The sequence below is a fragment of the Actinomadura sediminis genome, from assembly GCF_042675525.1.
Taxonomy (GTDB): domain Bacteria; phylum Actinomycetota; class Actinomycetes; order Streptosporangiales; family Streptosporangiaceae; genus Spirillospora; species Spirillospora sediminis.
This window is the reverse complement of record NZ_JBHTJA010000102.1, coordinates 1-23,959: the sequence shown is the minus strand read 5'-3', so window position 1 is coordinate 23,959 and position 23,959 is coordinate 1. Positions and strand designations below refer to the sequence as shown.

Sequence of the window (23,959 nt, the reverse complement as noted above, 5' to 3'; positions counted from 1 at the left end):
GCGGCGGGCGCGGGCGGCGCGGGCGGCGTCCCGGGCCCCGGCGGGGCGGGCGTCCTGTCCCGCCCGCAGGCGGACGAGCACGCGGTGGAGATGGCGGTGGCGCGGCTCCGGCGCGGCCTGGGCCGCCCCGGCATCGTGGAGACGGTGGTCAAGCGCGGCTACCGGCTCGCCTGCGACCCCCGCCAGGGCGCCTCGGTCCCCGCGGGCTGACCCGCCCGCGAACGCCCGTCCCCCCGCCCCGTCCCGTGTCCCGTCCGCCGCGTCGCGAAAAGGCCGCCGCGGGCCGGGAAGTTGGGCGATACTGGCCGTCGCGAAGAGTGTCTGAACGGACGCACATGGTGACGGAGGTCGGGTGGACGACAAGAAGGTACTTCGGGGCGGCGCCGTGCTGGCGGCCGCGCTGCTCGTGGCGGGTCCGGCTCCCGGGGCCGCGGCGGCGGCCCCGGCCGCGGGACCGGAGCCGCGGGCGGGGGCGGGCGCGCAGCACGCCGACGCGGCGCCGGGCGTGCGGATCTCGCGGTTCCTCGGCGAGCGGCGGCTGCCGCACAAGCCGGAGTTCGAGGGGACGACCGTCGGCGGGCTGTCCGGCATGGACCGCGACCCGCGCACGGGCACCTGGTACTTCATCTCCGACGACCGCTGGCGCTACGACCCGGCGCGCTTCTACACCGGGCACGTCGACATCGACCCGCGCACCGGCGCGTTCTCGGGCGTCCGGATCAGCGGCGTCCGCACGCTGCAGCGGCCCGACGGCGGCCCCTACCCGGGGTTCGGCGAGCCCGGGTCGGCCGACCCGGAGGCGATCCGGTTCGACCCGCGCGGGAACCGCCTGCTGTGGGGCAACGAGGGCGACCGCCCCGACGCCGCCCACCCCGGGATCGCGCTGTCGCCGCTGTCGGTCCAGTGGGCGGGGACGGACGGCGGGTACCGCGGCGCCCTCCCGCTCCCGGCGAACCTCGAGCAGACCGCCGAGGACCGCGGGCCGCGCCGCAACTACGGCTTCGAGGCCGTCGCCGTCGCGCCGCACCGCATCGCCGCGATGGCCGAGGGCCCGCGGTACGAGGACGGCGTCCCGCCGACGGCCGAGCGGGGCGCGCCCGTCCGGCTGACCCTGTGGAACCGTGACGGCGACCTGCGGGCCCAGCACGCCTACCGGGTGGAGCCGCTCCCGGCCGCGCCGGTGCCGGCGGACGGGGACGCCGACAGCGGCGTGTCGGAGATCCTCGCGATCGACGACCACCGCTACCTGGCACTGGAGCGCTCCTGGATGCAGGGCGTCGGGTACCGCGTGCGGCTGTACGCGTTCGACGTGCGGGGCGCCACCGACGTCCTGCGGCGGGACCGCCTCGACGCCCCGTACCGGCCGGTGTCCAAGCGGCTGGTCGCCGACCTCGGCCGGTACGCCGACCCGACGCAGAACCTGGAGGCGATGGCGTGGGGGCCGCGCCTGCGGACGGGGGAGCGGACGCTGCTGATCGGCTCCGACGACAACTTCGACGAACGCGAGGTCACCCAGTTCCTCGCGTTCGCCGTGCGGGCGCGCTGAACCGCCCGGGCCCGCACGGCCCGGGAGACGCGGAGGGCCCGCCGGACACCGTGGTCCGGCGGGCCCTGCGCCCACCGCGCGGGCGGACGGTCAGACGGCGAAGTCCAGCAGCGGGCGGGCGTTGCTGGGGTGCCGCAGCTTGGACAGGGACTCCTTCTCCAGCTGCCGGATCCGCTCCCGGGTCAGCCCGAGCGCGCGGCCGATCTCGTCGAGGGTCCGCGGCGTCCCGTCGTACAGCCCGAACCGCATCGCCATGATCTTGGCCTCGCGCGGCGACAGGATGTCGAGGGTGCGGCGCAGCTGGTCGGCCATGAGCTGCCGGTCCACCAGCTCGGACGCCTCGGGGCTGTCGGTGTCCTCGATGAGGTCGCCGATGCGGGTCTCGCCGTCCTCGCCGATGGTGGAGTCCAGGCTGATCGGCTGCCGGCTGGTGCGCAGCAGCTCGCGGACCTGCTCGGGGCTCTTATCGAGCTCGACGGCCAGCTCCTCCGGGGTGGGCTCGCGGCCCAGCCGCTGGTGCATGTCGCGCTCGACGCGGCTCAGCTTGCTGAGCATCTCCAGCACGTGCACGGGCAGCCGGATGGTGCGGGCCGAGTCGGCGAAGCCGCGCTGGATGGCCTGGCGGATCCACCACATGGCGTAGGTGGAGAACTTGTAGCCCTTGGAGTAGTCGAACTTCTCCACGGCCCGGATCAGCCCGAGGTTGCCCTCCTGGACGACGTCCAGCAGCGACAGGCCGCGGTCGGAGTACTTCTTGGCGACCGACACCACGAGCCGGAGGTTGGCCTCCAGCATGTGGGCCTTGGCGCGGCGGCCGTCGGCGGCCACCCACTCCAGGTCGGCGCGCAGCGCCGGGCTCAGCTCCTCGTTCTCGAGCTTGTGCTCGGCGTACAGCCCGGCCTCGATCCGCTTGGCGAGATCGACCTCCTGCTCGGCGGTCAGCAGCTGCCGGCGGCCGATCGCCTTGAGGTAGGTGTGGACCGAGTCGCCCATCGTGGTCGACTGGTCGTCCAGGTCGGCCGGAGCGTCGGCGGCGGTGTCGGCGGCGGTGTCGGCGGCTTCGACCTCGGTGACGTCGAACGACTCGTCGGCGGTCCCGTCGCCGTCGCGGGCGGCCTTGCCGGCGCCCGCCTCGGCACCGGCCTTCGCGCCCGCCTTGGGACGCGCCCGGCCGGCGGTGCTCTTCCCGGCGGTGGTCTTCTTCGCCGTCCGCTTGCGGGCGGGGGAGGGGACGTCCGTTCCGGCGGGGTGGTCGGCGGGGTGCTCGGCCGCGCGGCCCTCGGCCCGGGCGGCCGCCGGGGCGACCGCCTTCCGGCCGGCGTCGCTGTCGCCGGCGAGGCTGATGCCGGCCTCGGAGAGCTCGCGCAGGATGGAGCGGCCCTGGGCGGGGCTGATGCCGGCCGATTCGAAGGCCCCCCGGACCTCGTCGAGCGACAGGCGCCCTTGGGCGCGGCCACGCTTCAGGAGGTCGTCGATTGCCGGGCTCGTCGCCCCTGTGAGCGGGGTCTCTGCGGCGGTTCGCGGCATGGGGACGCCCCCCTCCCTTCGGTGGTGTGAGATACGGCGCGGATTGTCGTTCGCTGGTGGCGCGCGCATCTATCGGAACGTCGGGGGACGGGGTCGTTGTTCCCGGCGCCCCGGACAGAGCTACGTGCCCGGCGCGGGCCGTCTCACACCGGCGGCCCGCCCCGAACGGACCTTACTACGTAAAGGCAGTGGGCGGCGCGACGCCCGTCACTCCGGGCGTTTCGGCCGCAGTGTCCGACCATAGCGCGCGATGACGCGTTCGCGCAGCTCAGGATCGTCCCGGGGGACCGGTTCGAGGAACACTTCGTCGATCTCGGCGTGCGCCTCCCGCAGTTCGCGCGACATCCGCACGCACGCGCGTTCGAGGTCGGCGGAGGTGATCGCGTCGCGGAAGTCCAGCCGCGCGCACACCAGCACCCGGTCGGCGCCGACCGTCATCGTGACGATGTCGACGAGCCACTCCACCTCGGGCGCCGCCGCGAGCCGGGCGCGGACGTCGGCGATCAGCCGCGGATCGGCCTGGTTGCCGATCAGCAGGTCGAGGTTGATCCGGCCGAGGACGAGCGCGACGGCGGTCAGCAGCACGCCGATCAGCACCGAGCCGACGCCGTCCCAGATCGCCGAGCCGGTGAGGTGGTGCAGGCCGAGGCCCCCGAACGCCAGCAGCAGACCGATCAGGGCGGCCGAGTCCTCCAGCAGGACGCTGATCGCGGGCGGATCGTCGGTGCGGCGGATGTAGTCGGCGACCGACAGTCCCTCCGCGCGGGCGGCGTCGCGGACCTGCCGCAGGGCCTGCTGCCAGGAGACGGCCTCGAGCGCGAAGGAGACGCCGAGGACGGCGTACCCGACGAGCGGGTCGGCCTCCTCGCCGGTGTGCCCGACGAGCGTCTGAACGCCCTGGTAGAACGCGAACAGCGCGCCCATCCCGAAGATCGCGACGGCGACCAGGAGCGTCCAGATGTAACGTTCCATGCCGTAGCCGAAGGGGTGGCGGCGGTCGGCGGGCCGGCCGCTGCGGCGCAGCCCCACCATCAGCAGGACCTCGTTGAAGGTGTCGGCGACCGAGTGCGCCGCCTCGGCGGCCAGCGACGCCGACCCGGTGAGCAGCGCCGCGATGATCTTGGCGATGGCGATGCCGAGGTTGGCCAGGAACGCCAGCGCGACGGTCAGCCCGCTCTCCCCGGCCTTCCCCGGGTCCCGATGATCGGCCATGCCGATCGTCTTCCCCCGTGCTCAGGGGCCATGCCCTCCCGCGCCGCGGAGCCGGGCGCGGTCGGGCTTGCCGGACGGCAGCAGCGGGATCCGCTCGCGCAGTTCGAGCTCGTGCGGCGCGGCGTGCGCGGGCATGGTCGTGCGGACGAACGCGCGCAGCTCGGCCAGCGTCGGGGGAGCGGCGCCGGGCTCGGCGGCGGGGACGACGACGGCGGTGACGCGCTCGCCCCACTCGGGGTCGGGCCGCCCGACGACCACGACGTCGCGGACGCTCGGGTGGCGGGCCAGTGCGGCGGCGACCTCCCCGGCGACGACCTTCTCGCCGCCGGTGTTGATGACGTCGTCGACGCGGCCGCGGACGCGCAGCCGCCCGTCCTCCTCGAACGCGCCCAGGTCGCCGGTGACGAACCAGTCGCCGTCGCGGGCCGCGGCGGTCAGGTCGGGGCGGAGCCGGTAGCCGGTGAACAGCGACGGCCCGGCGACGCGGACGCGTCCGTCGGCGGCGAGGCCCACGCGGACGCCGTCCAGGGGGACGCCGTCGTAGACGCAGCCGCCGCAGGTCTCGCTCATCCCGTAGGTGGTGAAGACGCGGGCGCCGCGGTCGCGGGCCGCGGCGAGCAGCCCGGGCGGGGCGGCGGCGCCGCCGAGCACGACGGCGCCGAGCTTGCCCAGGTCGGCGCCGGCGTCGACGAGGCGGCGCAGCTGGGTGGGGACGAGCGCGACGTGCGCGCCGGGCGGGGCGGCCGCGGCGAGGTCGAGGGGGTCGAACCGGGGCGTGATGACCGGTTCGGTGCCGGCGACGAGGGCGCGGACGAGGACCTGGATCCCGGCGATGTGGCTGGTGGGCAGGCAGCACAGCCAGCGGTCGCCGGGCGCGGCGCCGATGCGGGCGAGGGTTCCGGCGGCCGAGTGGCGCAGGGCGGCGGCGGACAGTTCGGTGAACTTGGGGGTGCCGGTGGAGCCGGAGGTGGCGATGAGGACGGCGGTGCCGTCGGCGACGGGTTCGGCGGGGCCGGTGTGCGGCGTGACGCCCGCGGCGGTCTCGACGGCGTGCGGGGCGAGGGCGTCCAGCATGGCGGCGAGGGCCGGGGCGGGCAGGTCGGGGGAGAGGGGGCAGATCGCGGGGCCGGTGCCGTCGAGGGCGGCGGTGAGCGCCGCGAACAGGCGGGGCCCGGGCGGGAGAACGACGGCGTGCAGGCGGCGATCCATGATCTCATCAAGGGTAGACGACCCCGCTGAACGTGTTCGAATCGGTGGCGGGTTGAATGGGTGCGCCCCCGACGGAGAGGTGGATAGAGGACACATGGTCTCGGAGCTGTTCGACGCGGACGCCTGGCGTGAGGTCGAGGGATTCGACTTCACCGACATCACCTACCACCGTGCGGTGGACCACGGGACGGTGCGGGTGGCGTTCAACCGTCCGGAGGTGCGCAACGCGTTCCGTCCGCACACGGTGGACGAGCTGTATCGGGCGCTGGACCACGCGCGGATGTCGAGCGACGTGGGGTGCGTGCTGCTGACGGGGAACGGGCCGTCGCCGCGGGACGGCGGGTGGGCGTTCTGCTCGGGCGGCGACCAGCGGATCCGCGGGAAGGACGGCTACAAGTACGCCGAGGGGGAGACCTCGGACACGATCGACCCGGCGCGGGCGGGGCGGCTGCACATCCTGGAGGTGCAGCGGCTGATCCGCATGATGGGCAAGGTCGTGATCTGCGTGGTGCCGGGCTGGGCGGCGGGCGGCGGGCACAGCCTGCACGTGGTGTGCGACCTGACGCTCGCGAGCCGGGAGCACGCGCGGTTCAAGCAGACGGACGCCGATGTGGCCAGCTTCGACGGCGGGTTCGGGTCGGCGTATCTGGCGCGGCAGGTCGGGCAGAAGTTCGCGCGGGAGATCTTCTTCCTCGGCGACGCCTACGACGCGGAGGCCGCGCACCGGATGGGGATGGTGAACGCGGTCGTCCCGCACGCGGAGCTGGAGGCGACGGCGCTGGAGTGGGCGCGCAAGGTCAACGGCAAGAGCCCGACGGCGCAGCGGATGCTGAAGTTCGCGTTCAACCTGATCGACGACGGCCTGGTGGGGCAGCAGGTGTTCGCCGGGGAGGCGACGCGGCTGGCGTACGGGACGGACGAGGCGGCCGAGGGGCGGGACTCGTTCCTGGAGAAGCGCGACCCCGACTGGTCGCGCTTCCCGTGGTACTACTAAACCGTCGTACGGACGGTGTGGTCTGCAATAGCGTGATTCGGCGGACAGTCTGGGGGTTCAGCGGGTGCGGGTCTACTCCATCCCGATGCGGGCGCGGTTCCGCGGCATCACGCGCCGGGAGGGCGCCCTGATCCAGGGGCCGGCCGGGTGGGGGGAGTTCTCGCCGTTCGCCGAGTACGGCCCGGCGGAGAGCGCCCGCTGGCTGGCGGCGGCGCGGGAGGCGGCCGACGAGGGATGGCCCGCGCCCGTCCGGGACCGGGTGCCGGTGAACGCGACGATCCCGGCGGTGGACGCCGAGCGCGCGCACGCGATGGCGTCCGCGGCGGCGGAGGCCGGGTGCCGCACCGCGAAGGTGAAGGTCGCCGAGCGCGGGCAGGTCGACGCCGACGATCTCGAACGGGTCGAGGCCGTCCGGTCCGCGCTGGGGCCGGACGGGCGGATCCGGGTGGACGCCAACGGCGGCTGGGACGTCGATCACGCGGCCCGGATGATCCGGTCGCTGGACCGGTGGGAGCTGGAGTACGCCGAGCAGCCGTGCGCGACGCTGGACGAGCTGGCGGAGGTGCGGCGGCGGGTGGACGTGCCGATCGCGGCGGACGAGTCGATCCGGCGGGCGGAGGACCCGCTGAAGGTGCGGGCGGCGGGCGCCGCGGACGTCGCGGTGCTGAAGGTGCAGCCGCTGGGCGGGGTCCGGGCGGCGCTGCGGGTCGCGGAGGCGTGCGGGTTGCCGGTGGTGGTGTCGAGCGCGGTGGAGACGTCGGTGGGGCTGGCTGCGGGCGTGGCGCTGGCGGCGGCGCTGCCGGAGCTGCCGTACGCGTGCGGGCTGGGCACGCTGTCGCTGCTGGAGGGGGACGTGGTGGACGATCCGCTGCGCCCGTCCGGCGGGGCGGTCGCGGTGCGGCGCCCGGTGGTGGACGAGGCGGCGCTGGCCCGGTACGAGGTGCCCGCGGACGGGTGGCGGCGGCGCGCCGAGGAGGCCGGGGCCCTGCTGGGGGGTGGGGCGTGAATCCCGCGACCGCGCTGGCGACCGTCCTGGTGGACGAGCTGCTGCGTTGCGGGATGACCGACGCGGTGCTGGCGCCGGGGTCGCGGTCGGCGCCGCTGGCGCTGGCGATGCACGCGGCGGAGAAGGCGGGGCGGCTGCGGCTGCACGTGCGGATCGACGAGCGGTCGGCGTCGTTCCTCGGGCTGGGGCTGGCGAAGCGGTCGGGCCGTCCGGTGGCGCTGGTGTGCACGTCGGGGACGGCGGCGGCGAACTTCCACCCGGCGGTGATCGAGGCGCACCAGTCGGGTGTGCCGCTGATCGTGATCACCGCGGACCGTCCGCCGGAGCTGCGGGACACGGGCGCGAACCAGACGATCGACCAGGTGAAGCTGTACGGGACGGCGGTGCGGTGGAGCACCGAGATCGGCGCGCCGGAGAACCGCCCGGGGATGGTGGCGTACTGGCGTTCGCTGGTGAGCCGGGCGTGGGGGCTGGCGCAGGCCCCGGTCCGGGGGCCGGTGCATCTGAACGCGGCGTTCCGGGAGCCGCTGGTCCCGGACGGGGACGAGTCGTGGTGCGAGCCTCTGGACGGGGACGCGACGGGCGCGTGGACGAAGGTGCGGGCGGCGACGCCCGGTTCGGTGCTGCACGTGCCGCCGACGCGGCGGGGGGTGCTGGTCGTCGGGGACGGCGCGGCGAACGTCAAGCGGTACGTGGCGGCGGCGTCGATGGCGGGCTGGCCGGTGCTGTCGGAGCCGAACGGCAACGCCCGGTACGGGGATCACGCGCTGACGTCGTACCACTTCCTGCTGGGGGTTCCGGAGTTCGTGGAGCGGCACCGCCCGGAGGTGGTGGTGACGCTGGGCAAGCCGGGGCTGTCGCGGCCGTTGCTGTCGCTGCTGCGGCGCGCCGAGGAGCACATCGTGCTGGCGCCGGATCTGGCGCACTGGCCGGATCCGGTGCGGTCGGCGACGCAGGTGGCGCCGGAGGTGGAGATCCCGGTGGTGTCGGGCGACGACGCGTGGCTGAAGTCGTGGCGGGCCGCCGACCGGGCGGCGGCCGCGGCGGTGGACGCGGTGCTGGACGCCGTCCCGGAGGTCAGCGAGCCGCGGCTGGCGCGGGATCTGGTGGCGGGGCTGCCGGGCGGATCGCTGCTGTTCGCGGCGGCGAGCATGCCGATCCGGGACCTGGACCAGGTGATGCGGCCGCGGCGCGGGATCCGGGTGATGGCGAGCCGGGGCGCTTCGGGGATCGACGGGTTGGTCTCCACGGCGATGGGCGCGGCGCTGGCGCACGCGGGGCGCTCGTACGCGCTGCTGGGCGATCTGGCGTTCCTGCACGACCAGAACGGGCTGGTGGTGGGGCCGCACGATCCGCGTCCGGATCTGGCGATCGTGGTGGTGAACAACCAGGGCGGGGGGATCTTCTCGCTGTTGCCGCAGGCGGCTCTGCGGGACCCGTTCGAGCGGGTGTTCGGCACGCCGCACCGGGTCGACGTGGAGTCGATCGCCGCGGCGCACGGCGTCCCGTACCGGCGGCTGGAGGCGGCCGCGGACCTGCCGAAGGCGATCACGGGGGACGGGCTGCGGATCGTGGAGGCCCGCACCGACCGGGACGCGAACGCGGTCCTGCACGGGCAGATGCGCAAGGCGGCGTTCGCGGCCGTCCGCGAGGTCCTGGACCTTTAGGGCGGTTCGCGGCGCGGCGGCCCTGTCGGCGTTCACCGTCCGCGCGCGTTGCGGAGCCGGGGCCGGTTCGTCGGCCGGACGCCGTCGATCGGGGCCGACGGGACCGTCGGCGGGTCCGACTAGCATTGGAACGCTCCCTCCCCCCGGTTGGTGATCTTGTTTCGAACGTCCTCGGCGGCGCGCCGTGTGATCACGGTGGTGGTCTGCGTGCAGTTGTCCGCCGCGCTCGGCTACTGGGCGGTGATGAGCCATCTGGTCGCGCACCTGCGCGACGACGTGGGGCTTCTCGCCGGGACGATCGCGCTGGTGCTGGGGCTGCGCGTGGCGGTGCAGTACGCGCTGTTCCTGCCGCTCGGGGCGCTGGTCGACCGGATCGGGCCTCGGCGGGCCGGGATCCTCGCGGGCGTGCTGCGGGCGGTCGGGTTCGGGCTGCTGGGCGTGGTCGGCGACGTGGGGGCCCTCGTCGGGACGGCCCTGCTGCTGGCGGTGGGAGGGGCGCTGCTGCATCCGGCGATCCAGTCGCTGCTGGCCGGCCTCCCGGCGCAGAGCCGTTCCCGGGGCTTCGCGGTGAACGTGGTGTCCGGCCAGATCGCGGCGGTGGCGGGCCCGCCGGCGGGGCTGGTGCTGCTCGGCGGCGGATTCGGGTTCGTGACGGGCGTGGCCGCGGCGGCGTGGGCGGCCGCGGCCGTGCTGTTCGCCCTGCTGGGCCGTGACCGCGCGGGGGAGCGGCGCGACGCGGGCGGCGGGCTCGCGCGCGGTGTCGCCGACGTCGTCGCCGACCGCGCGTTCCTGCGGTTCTCCATCGTCGCCGCCCCCACCACGCTGCTCGCCGCGCAGGCGGTGACCGTGGTCCCGCTGAGCGTCGCCGACCCGCGCCTGGCCACGGTGTTCTTCTGCGTGTCGGCCGCCGTCGCCGCGGGCGTCCAGCCGTTCGTGGCCGGGCGGGCGCAGCGCCCGTGGGTGCTGCGCGGCGGGCTGTTCTGCGCCGGCGCGAGCTACCTGTTCCTGGCCGCGCTGCCCGTCGCGGGGGAGTGGCGGACGGCGTCGCTGGTGACGGCGGCGGCCCTGACCGGTCTCGGCACCGGCCTGGTGGCCCCGGGGGTCTTCCAGGCGATCGTCCGCCGTGCCCCGGACGGGCGGGTCGGCGTCTACAACGGCCTGGTGCGTTTCATGGCGGGCGCGGTCGCGCTCGTCGGGGGCCTGGCGGTGGGGGAGGCGTTCGACGCGGGGGCCGCGACCGCCGCGATGGGGGGCCTGGCCGCGCTCGGCTTCCTGTCCGGGGCCGTCCTCAAGCACCCCCGCCCCGCCCGCGACGAGGGGAGCGAACGGTGGGAGCCCGCCGACCCGACCCTTCGCCACGAGAAGATCAAGCCTTGATTTACTATGTAAAGGCGCCAGGCGATACGCCTTGAACTAGATGCTCAACACCAAAAACCAACAACGATCGAGCCGGCTCTTGCTGCACCGATTCAGTTGAGAAGGCGGTCTTGGAGGGCTTGAGTGTCCTCTTCGGTCCAGCCGTGGGCGGTAAGCCAGCCGACGGCACCGCCGAACTCCTCCTCGAGGCGCGCCAGGACCTTCTCCATGATCGCGGGGTCGGGGCGGTGGGCGTCGGCGGGCAGCGCGTCCAGGTCGGCGGCGTAGGTGTCGGTGGCGCGCAGCCGGGCCAGGACGGCGTCGAGGCGCTCACCCGTCTGGGCGTAGTCGGCGACGACCGCCTCACGGGTGACGCCGACGGTCTCCAGGGCGAGGGCGCAGATGACGCCGGTGCGGTCCTTGCCCGCGGCGCAGTGGACGAGGGTGGAGCCGTCGGTGCGGGTCATGACGCGCAGCGCGGCGACGACCGAGTCGGCGCGGTCGCGCAGGTAGCCGAGATAGTGGCCGGTGGAGCGGTCCTGCGCGGGCAGCGCCCCGGCGGTGGTGTCGGCGGTGACGTCGGTGCGGTGGCCGCCTTCGGGCAGGAGGGGGAGCTGGTGGACGGTGATGGAGGGGACGCGGTTGAGCGGGCCGGGGCCCTCGAGCCGGATCTCGGCGTCGCTGCGCAGGTCGACGATGTTCTTGAGGCCGTAGTCGTCGCACAGGAGCCGCACGTCGGCGACGCTGAGGTCCTGCAGGTTGTCGGAGCGGAGGATCCGTCCGCGCCGGGTGGTGCGGCCGTCGGCCGTGGGGAGTCCGCCGAGGTCCCGGGCGTTGACCGCGCCGTCGAGTTCGATCCACCGAGTGTCACCGCTCATGACTTGTGACCCTATATGGCCGGTCTGTCGGTTGCCGGGGTCAGGGTGGCGTTCGCACCTCGGGGTGGGGATGTTCGCACCTCGCCGGCCGTTGCGGATCGGCCGAAGGGACTACTCGCGGCGGCGGGGACCGAGACCTGGGAGCCAGACGCGGGATGGCTCGGCAGCGGGGAGTGGCACCGGCTCGCGGCTACATAGCGTGTTCGGTGTAGGCCCAGAGTCGTCCTCCCGATTGGAGCGCCCATGCCCGCAAGCCCGTCCACCATCGTCGCGCCTCCGCCCGCGCTCGCGTCCCCGCCGTCGGAGCGGGCGGGCGGCAGCGATTTCGCTCCGCTCTCGCGTCGGGTCAAGGAGAGCGGGCTGCTGGACCGGCGTCCCGCCTACTACGCGCGGGCGATCGCGCTGAATCTGGCCGCGACGGCCGCCGTGTGGGCGGCGATCGCGTGGGCGGGCGGTTCGTGGTGGGTGGTGCTGCTGGGGGTTCCGCTGGCGCTGCTGTCGGCGCGGACGGCGTTCCTGGGGCATGACGCGGGGCACCGGCAGATCGCGCGGACGGCGCGGGGGAACAAGTGGCTGGGGTTGCTGCTGGGGAACCTGCTGCTGGGGATGGGGCATGGCTGGTGGAGCGACAAGCACAATCGGCACCACGCCAATCCGAATCATGTCGGGAAGGACCCGGACGTCGGTGAGGGGGTGCTGGCGTGGACGGAGGAGCAGGCGGCGCGGCAGCGCGGCCCGCTGCGGTGGCTGGCGCGGCATCAGGCGTGGCTGTTCTTCCCGCTGCTGACGCTGGAGGGGTTCAACCTGAAGGTGGGCAGTGCGCTGTTCCTGCGGGGTCGTTCGCGTGGGGCGCGGCTGCTGGAGGGCGGTCTGCTGCTGGCGCATACGGCGGCGTATCTGGGGCTGGTGTTCGCGTTGCTGTCGCCGGGGAAGGCCGTGGTGCTGATCCTGGTGCATCACGCGCTGTTCGGTGTGCATCTGGGGGCGGTGTTCGCGCCGAACCACAAGGGGATGGCGATGCCGGAGCCGGGTGCGCGGTGGGGGCATCTGCGGCGGCAGGTGCTGACGTCGCGGAACGTGCGCGGGGGTGTGGTGGTCGACTGGCTGATGGGCGGGTTGAACTACCAGATCGAGCATCATCTGTTCCCGGGGATTCCGCGGTGCAGTCTGCGGCGGGTGCGGCCGCTGGTGATGGAGCACTGTGAGCGGGTGGGGCTGCCGTACACCGAGACGGGGCTGGTGGAGTCGTACCGTCAGGCGTTGGGGCATATGCGTGAGGTGGGTTCGGAGCTGCGGGCGGAGGCGGCGCGGCGCTGATCTCGCCGGGCGGGGGCCCGGGGCGTCGGGTGTTCCCGGCGTGGCGGGTGCGGCGGGGTCGTATGCTTGCCGGATCATGCCCGAGGGACACACGATTCATCGTCTGGCCGCCGAGCATCAGCGGATGTTCGGCGGCCGTCGCGTTGCCGCCGAGAGCCCGCAGGGGCGGTTCGCCGCGGGTGCGGCGCGTCTGGACGGGCGGGTGCTGGTGGAGGCGGACGCGCACGGTAAGCATCTGCTGGTGCGGTTCGATGATGACGCGGTGTTGCATGTGCATTTGGGGATTTACGGGAAGCTGGTGTTCGGCGGGGTGCCGGTGCCCGCGCCGGTGGGTGCGGTGCGGTTGCGGTTGACGGGGCGGGACGGGTACGCGGATCTGCGCGGGCCGAACGCGTGTGAGCTGCTGGAGCCGGGTGAGGTGAAGCGGCTGCGGGATCGGCTGGGGCCGGATCCGTTGCGGGCGGACGCGGATCCGGATGAGGCGTGGCGGCGGATTTCGCGGAGCCGGGTGCCGGTGGCGGCGTTGTTGATGGATCAGGCGGTGGTGGCGGGTCCGGGGAACATCTACCGTGCGGAGGTGCTGTTCCGGCAGGGTGTGGATCCGATGGTGCCGGGGCGTGCGCTGCGGCGTGAGGTGTGGTCGGCGTTGTGGGCCGATCTGGTGGTGTTGATGGCGGCGGGGGTGCGGTCGGGGCGGATCGACACGGTGCGGCCGGAGCATATGCCGGAGGTGATGGGGCGGCCGCCGCGGGTGGACGATCATGGTGGTGAGGTGTACGTGTACCGGCGGGCGGGGTCGCCGTGTCTGGTGTGCGGTGCGGAGGTGCGGTCGGCGGTGCTGGCGGGGCGGAATCTGTTCTGGTGTCCGGGGTGTCAGCCGTCGGCGGTGTGATGGTGCGGGTGTGACGTTCGTGCGGTGATCCCCGGCGTGCCTGTGGGGCGTGCCGGGGATCGTCGGTGTCGTCCGGGGGCGGGTCAGCTTCCGGTGAGGGATTCGTCGCCGGCCATGGCGCCGTGGGGGGTGGTGACGGGCACGTCGTCGTCGGTCTGCGGGGTGCGGCCTTGGCGTCGGGCGCGTTTGTTGCGGGCGAGGGCGGCGAAGGGTTCGGCGCCGCGGGCGAGGATCGGGCCGGCGATGGCGAGGATCAGGACGTAGGCGGCGGCGAGGGGGCCGAGTTCGGGGTTGATGCCGGCGCCGACGGCCAGGCCGGCGATGACGATGTTGAATTCGCCGCGGGGGACGAGGGCCGCGCCGGCGCGGAGGCGTCCGGTGAGGGTGACGCCGGCGGAGCGGGCGGCGAGCCATCCGCTGCCGAGTTTGGTGGCGATGCCGGCGATGGCGAGGGCCGCGGCGATGAGCAGGACCGGGGGCAGGTCGGCGGGGTCGGTGTGGAGTCCGAAGAAGACGAAGAACACCGCGGCGAACAGGTCGCGGAGGGGGGCGAGGAGTTTCTGCGCCTGGTGGGCGAGGGTGCCGGACAGGGCGATGCCGACGAGGAAGGCGCCGACTGCGGCGGAGACCTGGAGTTGCTGGGCGATTCCGGCGACCAGCATGGTGAGGCCGAGGACCTTCAGGAGCAGGACTTCCTCGTTGGGGCTGTGGACGAAGCGTTCCACGAGCGATCCGAAGCGGAGCGCGATGATGAGGATGATCGTGATGGTTCCGGCGGCGATCGCGAGGGTGATGGAGCCGCTGACGAGTCCGGCGCCGGCGAGGAGGGCGGTGAGGATCGGCAGGTAGACGGCCATGGCGAGGTCTTCGAAGACCAGGATGGACAGGACCGCGGGGGTTTCGCGGTTGCCGAGCCAGCCGAGGTCGCCCATGACTTTGGCGGTGATGCCGGAGGAGGTGACGTAGGTGATGCCGCCCATGGCGACGGCGGCGACGGGTCCCCAGCCGAGGAGGAGTGCGGCGATGACGCCGGGGGCGGCGTTGAGGACGAGGTCGGCGAGGCCGACGGGTGCGGAGGTGCGCAGGGTGCCGACGAGTTCGTCGGCGGTGTATTCGAGGCCGAGGGTGAACAGCAGGAGGATGACTCCGATTTCGGAGCCGATGGAGATGAAGTCTTCGCTGGTGTTGAGGGGGTAGAGGCCGCCGGTGCCGAAGGCGAGGCCGGCGATGAGGTACAGGGGGATGGGGGAGATGGAGAAGCGGTTGGAGACGGCGCCGAGGAGTCCGAGGGCGAGGATGATGGCGCCGATCTCGATCAGCTGGAGGGTCGAGTGCATAGGGTCAGCCGTCGGTGAGGATTCGGGCGACGGCCGTGGTGCCTTCGGCGGTGCCGACGACGACGACGGTGTCGCCGGCGGTGAAGGTGAAGTCGGGGGTGGGGCTGGGGATGATGCGGTCCTGCCGGACGACGGCGACGATGGAGGCGCTGGTGCGGGTGCGGGCGCGGGTGTCGCCGAGGGTGCGTCCGTCGTAGGGGGAGCCGGGGGTGATGGGGAGTTGTTCGGTGTTCAGCCCGCCGACCTGGCGTTGGAGTTCGGCGAGGTGTTCCAGGACGCGTCCGGTGCCGAGGAGTTCGGCGATGGCGTTGGCCTCTTCGACGGTGAGGGCGACGGTGGCGATGCAGCTGTCGGGGTCTTCTTTGTCGTAGATGACGAGGTCGCGGCGGCCGGTGCGGTGGGAGATGACGCCGATCTGGCGGCCGCGCGCGGTGGTCATGACGTGCTGGAGGCCGATGCCGGGGAGTTTGGTGCGTTCGAGGTCCACGGTGGTGTGTTCTTTCCGGTTCGGGTTGGTGGGGCGGCCGTGGTGCCCTGGTGGTCGGCTGTGGGGGCCTGCGCCGGGTCACGGTCCGCGGTTCGACGCTACCCGGCCGGGGTGGGGTCGGGTCACGGCCCGCCATGATCGCAGACGGGGGCGGGGGCGTGGTAGCCGGGGCGGGGTTGACCTGGGGGTTGAGCGGGGGTCAGCCGTGCAGGGCGTGGCGCATGGCGCCGAATTTGTGGCCGGCTTCGGCGAGTTCGGCGGCGGGGTCGGAGTCGGCGACGATGCCGCAGCCGGCGAAGAGGCGGGCGCGGGGGCCGTCGAGCTGGGCGCAGCGCAGGGCGATGCCCCATTCGCCGTCGCCGCGGGCGTCGACCCAGCCGACGGGGCCGGCGTAGCGGCCGCGGTCCATGCCTTCGAGTTCGCGGATGAGCCGCATGGCGGTGCCGGTGGGGGTGCCGCAGACGGCGGGGGTGGGGTGGAGGGCGGCGACGACGTCGAGGACGGAGCGGTCGCCGGTGAGCCGGCCGCGGATGGGTGAGGCCAGGTGCAGGAGGTTGGGGAGCCGGAGCAGTTCGGGTTCGGCGGGGACGTGGAGGCTGCTGCAGAGGGGGGCGAGGGCGTCGCGGACCATGTCGGCGGCGTAGCGGTGTTCTTCGCGGTCCTTGGGGGAGGCGGCGAGGCGGGCGGCGCGGGCGGCGTCCTCGGCGGGGTCGTCGGCGCGGGGGGTGGTGCCGGCGAGGACGAGGGATTCGATGTCGCCGCCGGCGCGGCGGATGAGGAGTTCGGGGGTGGCGCCGACCATGCCGTCGCAGGAGAAGGTGTAGCAGCCGGGGAAGCGGTCGGCGAGGCGGCGGAGCAGGACGCGGGCGTCGATGGGTTCGGGGGCGTGGGCGTGCAGGTCGCGGGCGAGGACGGCTTTGCCGAGGTGTCCGCGGCGGATGCGGGTGACGGCGGTGGCGACGGCGTGTTTCCAGTCGTCGGGGGTGAGGGCGCCGCCGGTCCCGCGCCGGCCGGTGCGGGCGGCCGGGGGGCGGTGGGGTTCGGGGGGTGTGTCGGGGGCGCCGATGGAGGTGAGCCAGGCGCGTCCGTCGCGGCGGCCGAGGACGCGGCGGGGGACGATGAGTGCGGAGCCGGGGGAGGCGGGGTCGAAGGTGAAGGCGCCGAAGGCGACGGGGCCGGTGCCGGGGAGGGCGACGGGGTCGTCGATGTCGGCGGCGGCGAACAGGTCGGCGAGGCGGCCGGCGGCGGTGGTGAAGCGGTCGTCGCCGGGCGGCACGGGGATGCGGGCCGCTTCGCCCCAGCCGACGATGCCGTCGCCGTGGCGGATCCAGGCCATGGCGGTGGGGTGGGGAAGCCGCGCGATGAGGTCGCCCGGGTCGGGGACCGGGACGGTGCGGACGGCGAGACGGTCCGGTGCGGTCACTGCGAGCTTCACGTGAGCCACTGTACGGGAGATTTGAACCTGTTCAAACAGGTGGGTCGGGGGCGCCGGGTGAGGCATCGGCCACACCGGCCGGAGGCGCCCGCCGGACGCGTCCCGCACAACAGCGCATCCCCCGGACGCCGCGGGTTGAACGTCACGGGCCGAACGTCACGGGCTGAGCACCGCCGGAAGCCCGGCGCCCTTGAAGTGCGGCGCCCTTGAAGTGCGGCGCCCTTGAAGTGCGGCGCTATGGAGCCGGACCTCCGCGGCCCGGGGCACCCGCCGGTCCGGGCGCCGCGACGTCGGAGGCCGCGGGTCCGGATACCAAGGGGCCCGATGCCAAGGGGCCCGATGCCAAGGGGCCCGATGCCAAGGGGCCGGGACGCCGCCGGCCCGGCGCGCGGCGGCGGGATGCCGTGTTCGCGCGCCGGGCCGGTGGCGGGCAGGCGGCGGGGCGGGTCAGGCGGACCGGTCGCGGCCCGCGCCGGTCAGCCGCCACGCCGCCGGCAGCAGCGCCGCGGCGGCGAGCACCTTCAGGGCGTCGCCCGCCAGGAACGGGACGACGCCGAGTTCCAGCGCCCGGCCGAGGTCCACGTCCAGCGCCGCGGCCAGGTAGGGCACGCCGGCCGCGTACATGATGACGGTGCCGGTGAGCATGGTCGCCGCGGTGCGCAGCGGGGTGCGGTCGCCGCCGCGGCCGGCGAGGCCGCCCACGACGGCGGCCGCCACGATGAACCCGATGACGTAGCCGAGGCTGGGGGCGGCCGTGCCGGACCCGCCGTCGGTGAACCACGGCATCCCGGCCACCCCGGCCAGCAGGTACAGGGCCATGCCCAGCGCGGCGCGGGCGGGGCCGAGGGCGGCGCCGGCCAGCAGGACCGCGAACGTCTGGCCGGTGACCGGGACGGGGGTGCCCGGCACCGGGACCGCGATCTGGGCGGCGATCCCGACGAAAACGGCGGAGCCGGCGATGAGCGCGGCGTCGCGGGTCAGGGAACCGGGCAGCAGGTCGCCCAGCACGGCGGGGCGCCGCTGGGCGGGGTTGGCGTGAGCTGCGTGGGCTGTAGCCACTGAACCTCCCATAAAGGTGTTGTCCGGTCGAAACCTAGCGAACGGCGTAGGCGGGCGGGACGCCGCGGTCCACAGAAAGGGCCGCCGCCGGTTTGTCGCCCCCGGCACCGCACCCCGGCGCGCCGCCCGACGTGCCCTTGCGGGGGCGCGGCGGCGGGGACCTGCGGGAAGGCGCGGGTCAGGCGGCGGGGAACGGCTCCCGCGCCAGGTAGACCACGTCGGGTTCCCCGCGCGGCACCGGCACCGGCAGCGACTCCACCCGCGCGAACGCGTCCCGCAGCCGCGCCTCGAAACCGGGCGCGGCGCCCGCGCTCCACACCGCGAGCGTCCCGCGCGGAGTCAGCCGCGACGCCAGCAGCGCGAGGCCGCCCGGCCCGTAGAGGCGCGCGTTGCCGGGGGTGACGGTCCAGTCGGGTCCGTTGTCGACGTCCAGGCACAGGGCGTCGTAGCGGCCCGCGGCGGGGCCGGTGAGGACGTCGAGCAGGTCGGCGCGTTCGACGGCGACGCGGGGGTCGTCGAGGGCGCCGCGCGACCAGGGCCGCAGCAGCGACCGGTGCCAGCCGATCACGGCGGGCTCGCGCTCGACGACGGTGACGTGCGCGACCGCGGGCAGGGTGAGGGCCTCGGCGAGGGAGAACCCGACGCCGAGCCCGCCGATCAGCATCCGGACCGGCGCGGCGAGCCCGTCCGCGGCGGCGCGGACCAGCAGCCGCTCGGAGGCCCCGCCCCGGGTGTCCATGAGGAACACCCCGTTGCTGATGATCTCGTAATGCGCGCCGTCGCGGCGCAGCACCAGTTCCCCGCCGACGCCCGCGGCGCGCTCGACCACCTCCGCCGTCATGGCCCCGACCCTACCGGCGGGGCGGCCGGGCCGCCCGGGGGCTGGGCGGGGCGGCGGCCGGCGGGATAGCGTGCCGGTCATGTCCGAAGATCCCGCCCCCCGCGGGCTGCTGCCCGGCCGCCGCGTCCTGGTCGTGGGCGCCGGCACCCGTCCCAGCGACGACCCCGCCGCGCCGGTCGGCAACGGCCGCGCCATCGCCGTCACCGCCGCCCGCGAGGGCGCCCGCGTCGCCTGCGCCGACATCGACCCCGCGGCCGCGTCCGTCACCGCGGACATGATCGCCGCCGAGGGCGGCGAGGCGTGCGTGATCGCCGCCGACGTCACCGATCCCGCCGCCTGCGACCACGTCGTGACGCGGGCCGCGGAGCGGCTCGGCGGGCTGGACGGGGTGGTGTTCAACGCCGGGATCGGCATCGGGTACGGGCTGGGCGGCACCGCCCTGGCCGACTGGGACCGGGTGCTGCAGGTGAACCTGCGCGCCCCGTTCCTGGTCGGCAAGGCCGCCATGCCCGCCCTGGACGCCGGCGCCGCGATGGTGTTCGTGGGGTCGCTGGCCGGGACCAAGCCCGGGTCCCGGTCCCCGTCCTACGACGCGTCCAAGGCGGGCCTGAACGGCCTGGTCCGGCACATCGCCGCCGAGGGCGCGCCGCGCGGCGTCCGCGCCAACGTCGTGGCGCCGGGCCTGATCGACACGGTGATGGGCCGGGACGCCTCGGCCGGCGACGCCGGCCGCGACCGGGTCGCCGCGCTGATCCCGATGGGGCGGCAGGGCACCGCGTGGGAGGTCGCCGACGTCGCGGTGTTCCTGCTGTCGCACCGGTCGGCCTACGTCACCGGCCAGGTCGTGCACGTCGACGGCGGGCTGTCCACCCTGCGGTGACCCCGCCCCCGGGCACAGTGCCGTTCAGCGCAGTGCCGTTCAGCGCAGTGCCGTTCAGCGCAGTGCGGCGTACACGCCGGCCGCGACCGCGCCGTAGGCCAGGTGCGGCACCGCGTCCATCAGCCAGTCCGACGCCGACCACGTGCGGGGGTCGGTCAGCCCCAGCGCCGTCATCGGCGCGCTCGAGCCCGCCATCGCCAGGCCCGTCAGCGCCGCGACCGCCACCGGCGGCGGGACCCGCCGCCGCCCCGCCAGCAGCCCGTAGAGCAGCGCGGCGCCCGCGCCCGTCCCGTAGCCCAGCAGCGGCCCCAGACCGGCCTTGCGGTTCTCCGCCTGCTCTTCGGGCCCGAGGCCGACCCCCGCCAGATCGGCCATCTTCTCCACGCTCTGCTCCGGGGTGCTGCTGGCCGGGCGCGCCCGCACCGCCATGTCGAGATACGTCACCACGTTCAGGGCGCTGGTTCCGGCGGCGCCGGCGACCAGCCCGCGAGTCAACCTGTCCATGACCCCGCGCTACCCCGATCCCGTCGTCCCATCCGCCCGGCCGGGCGGGCGGCCCGTGCGGGGGGCGGCGGGGTCACATCAAGGTGAGCTGCCGGGGCCCTCCGGGCTCCTCCGGACGCCCCGGGCCGCGCCGCTCCGGGCCGCCCCGGGACGGGCGCCCCCGCGAACCGGCGCCGACCCCGTGGCGTTCGGCCAGTTCCCGGACCCGCCCGGCGATCTCCCGCCGGTATCGCTCCGGGGCGTACGCGCCGCCCCGGTACAGCCGCGCGTACGGGACGACCAGGTCCGGATGATGCTCGCGCAGCCACCCCAGGAACCATTCGCGGGCGCCCGGCCGCAGGTGCAGCACGATCGGGGTGACCGACGTCGCGCCCGCCGCCGCGATCTCCCGCACCGCCGCGTCCAGCCGCGCGGGCGAGTCCGACAGATAGGGGATCACCGGGCCCATCAGCACCGAGCAGCCCACCCCCGCCTCGTTCAGCGCCGCGCACACCTCCAGCCGCCGCCGCGGCGCCGGGGCTCCCGGCTCGGCCAGCCGCGCCAGCTCGGGATCGGGCGACCCGACCGACACGGCCGTGTCGACCCGGGTGCGGGCGGCGGCGTCGGCCAGCAGCGGCAGGTCCCGCAGGATCAGCGTCCCCTTGGTCAGGATCGAGAACGGGTTCGCCGCGTCCGCCAGCGCCGCGATGATGCCCGGCATCAGCCGGTAGCGGCCCTCGGCCCGCTGGTAGCAGTCGACGTTGGTGCCCATCGCGACCGGCTCGCCCCGCCACCGCGGCGCGGCCAGCTCCGCCCGGACCCGCTCGGCGGCGTTGACCTTTACCACGATCCGGGAGTCGAAGTCGGCGCCGGAGTCCAGGTCCAGGTACTCGTGGGTGCGGCGGGCGAAACAGTACGTGCAGGCGTGCGAGCAGCCCCGGTACGGGTTGATCGTCCACCGGAACGGCACCCGCGCCGCGTCCGGCACCCGGTTGATGACCGTCCGGGCCCGCACCTCGTAGAACGTCATGCCGCGGAAACCGGGCGTGTCGAACGTCCGGGTCACCGCCCGGCGCTCGATCAGCGGCACGTCCCGCGGCGCGTCCGCCCGCCCGGCGCCGCCGTCGTCGTCGAGCCGCAGATGGTCCCAGCGCACCCGGCCCCCCTTTTTTTCCGTCCTGTCCGGCCCGGTCTCGCCGTGCCCGGGACCACCGGGCACGGTCCGTGTTCCCGGTCGTCTGCCGCCGGTGCCGTTGCCGCCGGTCACGGCGCCGGCGCCCCACCAGAATGGAACACGTGTTCGAAGAACGCAACATCGCGGCAGGTTGCGATCGCCGTAATGGACGCAGCACCGCAACGAGTAGGTAACAATGGGCCGCTATGTCATGGCTGAACAGAACCCGGATGGCCGCCGCCGCGTCGCTGCTGTCGGCGGGCGCGCTCGCCGGCTGCGCCCTGACCGCGCTCGGCGGCGACGAGCGCGCCGGCGCCCGCACGCCCGCGGGCGTCTCCGCCGAATGCGCCCGCGTGCCCGCCCCCGACGGCGGGCAGGGCCGCGAGCTGCGCGGCATGTGGATCGCCACCGTCGGCAACATCGACTGGCCCAAGGACCCCGGCGCGTCCGCCGCCGAGCAGAAGAAGCAGTACACCCGCCTGCTCGACCGCGCCGCCGCGATGAACATGAACGCCGTGTTCGTCCAGATCCGCCCCAACTCCGACGCCTTCTACGACTCCCCGCACGAACCGTGGTCCCAGTGGATCACCGGCGAACCCGGCAAGGACCCCGGCTACGACGTCCTCGGCTTCCTGCTGAAGGAGGCCCAGGCCCGCAACCTGGAGTTCCACGCCTGGTTCAACCCCTACCGCGTCAGCCGCCAGACCGACCTGAACAAGCTCGCGCCCGGCAGCCCCGCCCGCCAGAACCCCGAATGGGTCCGCGAATACGGCGACGGCCTCTGGTACGACCCCGGCATCCCCGAGGTCCGCGACCTGGTCACCGCGTCCGTCCTGGACGTGGTGAACAAGTACGACATCGACGCCGTCCACTTCGACGACTACTTCTACCCCTACCCCGAGGACGGCGCGTTCCCCGACGACGCCACCTACCGCGCCCACGGCGGCGGCAAGGACCGCGGCGACTGGCGCCGCGACAACGTCAACACCCTCGTGCGGACCGTCTCGGAGAAGATCCACGACGCCAAACCCCACGTCCGGTTCGGGATCAGCCCGTTCGGCGTGTGGCGCAACGCCACCACCGACCCCGACGGATCCGACACCCGCGCCCTGCAGAGCTACGACGACGTCTACGCCGACACCCGCACCTGGATCAAGGAAGGGTGGATCGACTACGTCACCCCCCAGCTGTACTGGCCGATCGGCGACCCCGCCGCCGACTACGCCGAACTCGTCGGCTGGTGGTCCGAGCAGGTCGAGGGCACCGGCGTCCGCCTCTACATCGGGCAGGGCGCCTACCGCGTCGGGCAGGGCGGCGCCTGGGACGACCCCGCCGAGCTCACCCGGCACCTGACCCTCAACGACGAGCACCCCGAGGTCGACGGCGACGTCTACTTCAGCGCCTCCGACCTCATGGACAACACCGACGGCTTCGCCACCCGCCTCCGCGAGAAGCACTACGCCCGGCCCGCCATCCCGCCCGTCACCGCCAACGGCGAACGCGAGGACGGCGGCGACGGCGGCGTGCCCGCGCCCGCCCACGGCGTCACCGCACGACCCCACGCCGACGGCGTCGAAGTCCGCTGGAAGCCCTCGCCCGACGCCGCCTCCCACGCGGTCTACCGGGTCGACGGCGAAGGCGACGAATGCGCCCCCGTCGACCCCGACCGGCTCATCGCCGACGTCCGCGGCGGCGGGATCATCGACCCCACCGCCGAACCCGGCCGCACCTACACCTACTACGTCACCGCCGTCGACCGGTACCACCGCGAAAGCCCGCCCGCGCGCGGCGCAACGGCCGCCGCCCCGGAAGGATAATGATCATGATCTGTGGGGAAGAACCAGTCACTTGACCGGCCGCCCCCCGGAGGTATGAGCATGGCGCTGTCGATGGAGGAGCAGCGGATCCTCACCCAGATCGAGGTCCGCCTGAGCGAGGACGACCCGCGGCTGGCCCATCGGCTCGCACGGCTCGGCGATCACCGCCCCGGCCGCGGCCGCCGCATCCGGGTCATCGCCGCCGCTACCGCCGCCGTCCTGGCCGTCATCGCCGCGATCGCGATCGGCGTCGCGACCGCCATCACCTGACGAGACCGGCACGAGCGAGACCGGCACGACGAGAAAGCGCCGTGGCCCGGCGGGACCGAAATCCCGCCGGGCCACGGCGTGAGGCCGGTGTGGTGGTCGCCTCGCGGCGAAAGGCACAACGAAGCTCCTGCCCGGCCCGCGAAGGGACCGGCGGTATTCCTCGAAGGCGATGGGTAGAGCCCGGGGGACACATGCCACACCGACGCCACCCACCATAACGGCAACCGGGCACTGCTCATTCCACCCGCCCCCCGGCCCGGCGTGTCACCGCACACCCCCGCCGCACACACCCCCGCCCGACACCACCCCCTCACCCCGCGGTGACGGTCGCGTGCACGCGTGCACCGGGCCCGCCCCGCCCGCGTCCATGAAAGTGAACCGACAACCACGGCGGACGCCAGCAAACCGGACATGACGTGCCGGGCACCGCGGGTGAGGAGAACGACCAGTGGACACAGCGGGGGACACCACCGAAACCGCGGCCGGCGTCGCGGACGCCGAACCGCCCGCGGCCGCCCGCCCGGGCGGGAGGTCGGCCGCCTGGGACCTGCCGGCCCGGCCCCGCGCCGCCG

Annotated in this window: 21 protein-coding genes and 1 pseudogene; 11 read left to right on the top strand and 11 right to left on the bottom strand. The window is 74.5% G+C overall.

What is annotated here, in order from left to right:
- Together ACFQ11_RS31055 and ACFQ11_RS31050 are read left to right on the top strand one after the other, a co-directional pair.
- Positions 1-210, top strand: a pseudogene (locus tag ACFQ11_RS31055) (hypothetical protein); the annotation flags it as partial.
- A gap of 142 nt (positions 211-352) precedes the next feature.
- Positions 353-1,546, top strand: a complete 1,194-nt coding sequence (locus ACFQ11_RS31050; protein ID WP_378305156.1) for an esterase-like activity of phytase family protein — start codon at positions 353-355, stop codon at positions 1,544-1,546.
- A gap of 90 nt (positions 1,547-1,636) precedes the next feature.
- Here the strand turns inward: ACFQ11_RS31050 and ACFQ11_RS31045 are convergent, their stop codons facing one another.
- From ACFQ11_RS31045 to ACFQ11_RS31035, 3 genes are all read right to left on the bottom strand, one after another.
- Positions 1,637-3,073: an RNA polymerase sigma factor gene (locus tag ACFQ11_RS31045; protein WP_378305154.1), complete on the bottom strand. Its 1,437-nt coding sequence runs from the start codon at positions 3,071-3,073 to the stop codon at positions 1,637-1,639.
- A 207-nt stretch (positions 3,074-3,280) separates the two neighbouring features.
- Entirely contained in the window at positions 3,281-4,285 is a 1,005-nt protein-coding gene (locus ACFQ11_RS31040; protein ID WP_378305151.1) for a cation diffusion facilitator family transporter, read from the bottom strand.
- Positions 4,286-4,306: 21 nt separating this feature from the next.
- Positions 4,307-5,494 (bottom strand): AMP-binding protein, encoded by a 1,188-nt coding sequence (locus ACFQ11_RS31035; protein ID WP_378305149.1) that lies wholly within the window; start codon positions 5,492-5,494, stop codon positions 4,307-4,309.
- A gap of 94 nt (positions 5,495-5,588) precedes the next feature.
- Between ACFQ11_RS31035 and ACFQ11_RS31030 the strand changes: the two genes are divergently transcribed.
- The 4 genes from ACFQ11_RS31030 (at position 5,589) to ACFQ11_RS31015 (ending at position 10,538) form a co-directional block, all read left to right on the top strand.
- On the top strand, positions 5,589-6,488 hold the full coding sequence (locus tag ACFQ11_RS31030) for a 1,4-dihydroxy-2-naphthoyl-CoA synthase (protein WP_378305147.1): 900 nt from the start codon (positions 5,589-5,591) through the stop codon (positions 6,486-6,488).
- Between the two features lie 85 nt (positions 6,489-6,573).
- Entirely contained in the window at positions 6,574-7,494 is a 921-nt protein-coding gene (locus tag ACFQ11_RS31025; RefSeq protein ID WP_378305159.1) for an o-succinylbenzoate synthase, read from the top strand.
- A complete protein-coding gene (menD, locus tag ACFQ11_RS31020) occupies positions 7,491-9,161 on the top strand; it encodes a 2-succinyl-5-enolpyruvyl-6-hydroxy-3-cyclohexene-1-carboxylic-acid synthase (protein WP_378305145.1) in 1,671 nt (556 codons plus the stop codon). Before ACFQ11_RS31025 ends, menD begins: the two co-directional genes overlap by 4 nt.
- A 186-nt stretch (positions 9,162-9,347) precedes the next feature.
- The gene (locus tag ACFQ11_RS31015) at positions 9,348-10,538 is read left to right on the top strand and encodes an MFS transporter (RefSeq protein WP_378305143.1); all 1,191 of its coding nucleotides are present in this window, start codon (positions 9,348-9,350) and stop codon (positions 10,536-10,538) included.
- A 92-nt stretch (positions 10,539-10,630) separates the two neighbouring features.
- On the opposite strand, the gene ACFQ11_RS31010 is transcribed toward ACFQ11_RS31015, so the two are convergent.
- Entirely contained in the window at positions 10,631-11,395 is a 765-nt protein-coding gene (locus ACFQ11_RS31010; RefSeq protein ID WP_378305141.1) for a tyrosine-protein phosphatase, read from the bottom strand.
- 243 nt (positions 11,396-11,638) lie between these two features.
- Between ACFQ11_RS31010 and ACFQ11_RS31005 the strand changes: the two genes are divergently transcribed.
- Together ACFQ11_RS31005 and ACFQ11_RS31000 are read left to right on the top strand one after the other, a co-directional pair.
- Complete coding sequence (locus ACFQ11_RS31005; RefSeq protein WP_378305138.1) at positions 11,639-12,712, top strand: fatty acid desaturase family protein; 1,074 nt, start codon at positions 11,639-11,641, stop codon at positions 12,710-12,712.
- 76 nt (positions 12,713-12,788) lie between these two features.
- Positions 12,789-13,604, top strand: a complete 816-nt coding sequence (locus ACFQ11_RS31000; protein WP_378305136.1) for an Fpg/Nei family DNA glycosylase — start codon at positions 12,789-12,791, stop codon at positions 13,602-13,604.
- Between the two features lie 83 nt (positions 13,605-13,687).
- On the opposite strand, the gene ACFQ11_RS30995 is transcribed toward ACFQ11_RS31000, so the two are convergent.
- The 5 genes from ACFQ11_RS30995 to ACFQ11_RS30975 all read right to left on the bottom strand — a co-directional run bounded on the left by ACFQ11_RS30995 (position 13,688) and on the right by ACFQ11_RS30975 (position 18,763).
- The gene (locus ACFQ11_RS30995; protein WP_378305133.1) at positions 13,688-14,941 is read right to left on the bottom strand and encodes a cation:proton antiporter; all 1,254 of its coding nucleotides are present in this window, start codon (positions 14,939-14,941) and stop codon (positions 13,688-13,690) included.
- Between the two features lie 4 nt (positions 14,942-14,945).
- Positions 14,946-15,428 (bottom strand): cation:proton antiporter regulatory subunit, encoded by a 483-nt coding sequence (locus ACFQ11_RS30990; RefSeq protein ID WP_378305131.1) that lies wholly within the window; start codon positions 15,426-15,428, stop codon positions 14,946-14,948.
- A gap of 199 nt (positions 15,429-15,627) precedes the next feature.
- Complete coding sequence (locus tag ACFQ11_RS30985; RefSeq protein ID WP_378305129.1) at positions 15,628-16,863, bottom strand: isochorismate synthase; 1,236 nt, start codon at positions 16,861-16,863, stop codon at positions 15,628-15,630.
- Between the two features lie 447 nt (positions 16,864-17,310).
- Entirely contained in the window at positions 17,311-17,922 is a 612-nt protein-coding gene (locus ACFQ11_RS30980) for a biotin transporter BioY (RefSeq protein WP_378305127.1), read from the bottom strand.
- 178 nt (positions 17,923-18,100) lie between these two features.
- On the bottom strand, positions 18,101-18,763 hold the full coding sequence (locus ACFQ11_RS30975; protein WP_378305125.1) for a spermidine synthase family protein: 663 nt from the start codon (positions 18,761-18,763) through the stop codon (positions 18,101-18,103).
- 79 nt (positions 18,764-18,842) lie between these two features.
- On the opposite strand from ACFQ11_RS30975, the gene ACFQ11_RS30970 reads away from it, so the two are divergent.
- Positions 18,843-19,643: an SDR family NAD(P)-dependent oxidoreductase gene (locus ACFQ11_RS30970; protein WP_378305122.1), complete on the top strand. Its 801-nt coding sequence runs from the start codon at positions 18,843-18,845 to the stop codon at positions 19,641-19,643.
- A gap of 54 nt (positions 19,644-19,697) precedes the next feature.
- On the opposite strand, the gene ACFQ11_RS30965 is transcribed toward ACFQ11_RS30970, so the two are convergent.
- Both ACFQ11_RS30965 and ACFQ11_RS30960 read right to left on the bottom strand, forming a co-directional pair.
- Positions 19,698-20,147, bottom strand: coding sequence for a hypothetical protein (locus tag ACFQ11_RS30965; RefSeq protein WP_378305120.1), 450 nt, complete (start codon positions 20,145-20,147; stop codon positions 19,698-19,700).
- A 73-nt stretch (positions 20,148-20,220) separates the two neighbouring features.
- Positions 20,221-21,282 (bottom strand): Rv2578c family radical SAM protein, encoded by a 1,062-nt coding sequence (locus ACFQ11_RS30960; RefSeq protein WP_378305118.1) that lies wholly within the window; start codon positions 21,280-21,282, stop codon positions 20,221-20,223.
- A 224-nt stretch (positions 21,283-21,506) separates the two neighbouring features.
- On the opposite strand from ACFQ11_RS30960, the gene ACFQ11_RS30955 reads away from it, so the two are divergent.
- Positions 21,507-23,117, top strand: coding sequence for a glycoside hydrolase family 10 protein (locus ACFQ11_RS30955; protein WP_378305116.1), 1,611 nt, complete (start codon positions 21,507-21,509; stop codon positions 23,115-23,117).
- 60 nt (positions 23,118-23,177) lie between these two features.
- On the top strand, positions 23,178-23,387 hold the full coding sequence (locus tag ACFQ11_RS30950; protein WP_378305113.1) for a DUF3040 domain-containing protein: 210 nt from the start codon (positions 23,178-23,180) through the stop codon (positions 23,385-23,387).
- Positions 23,388-23,959: the final 572 nt, after the last annotated feature.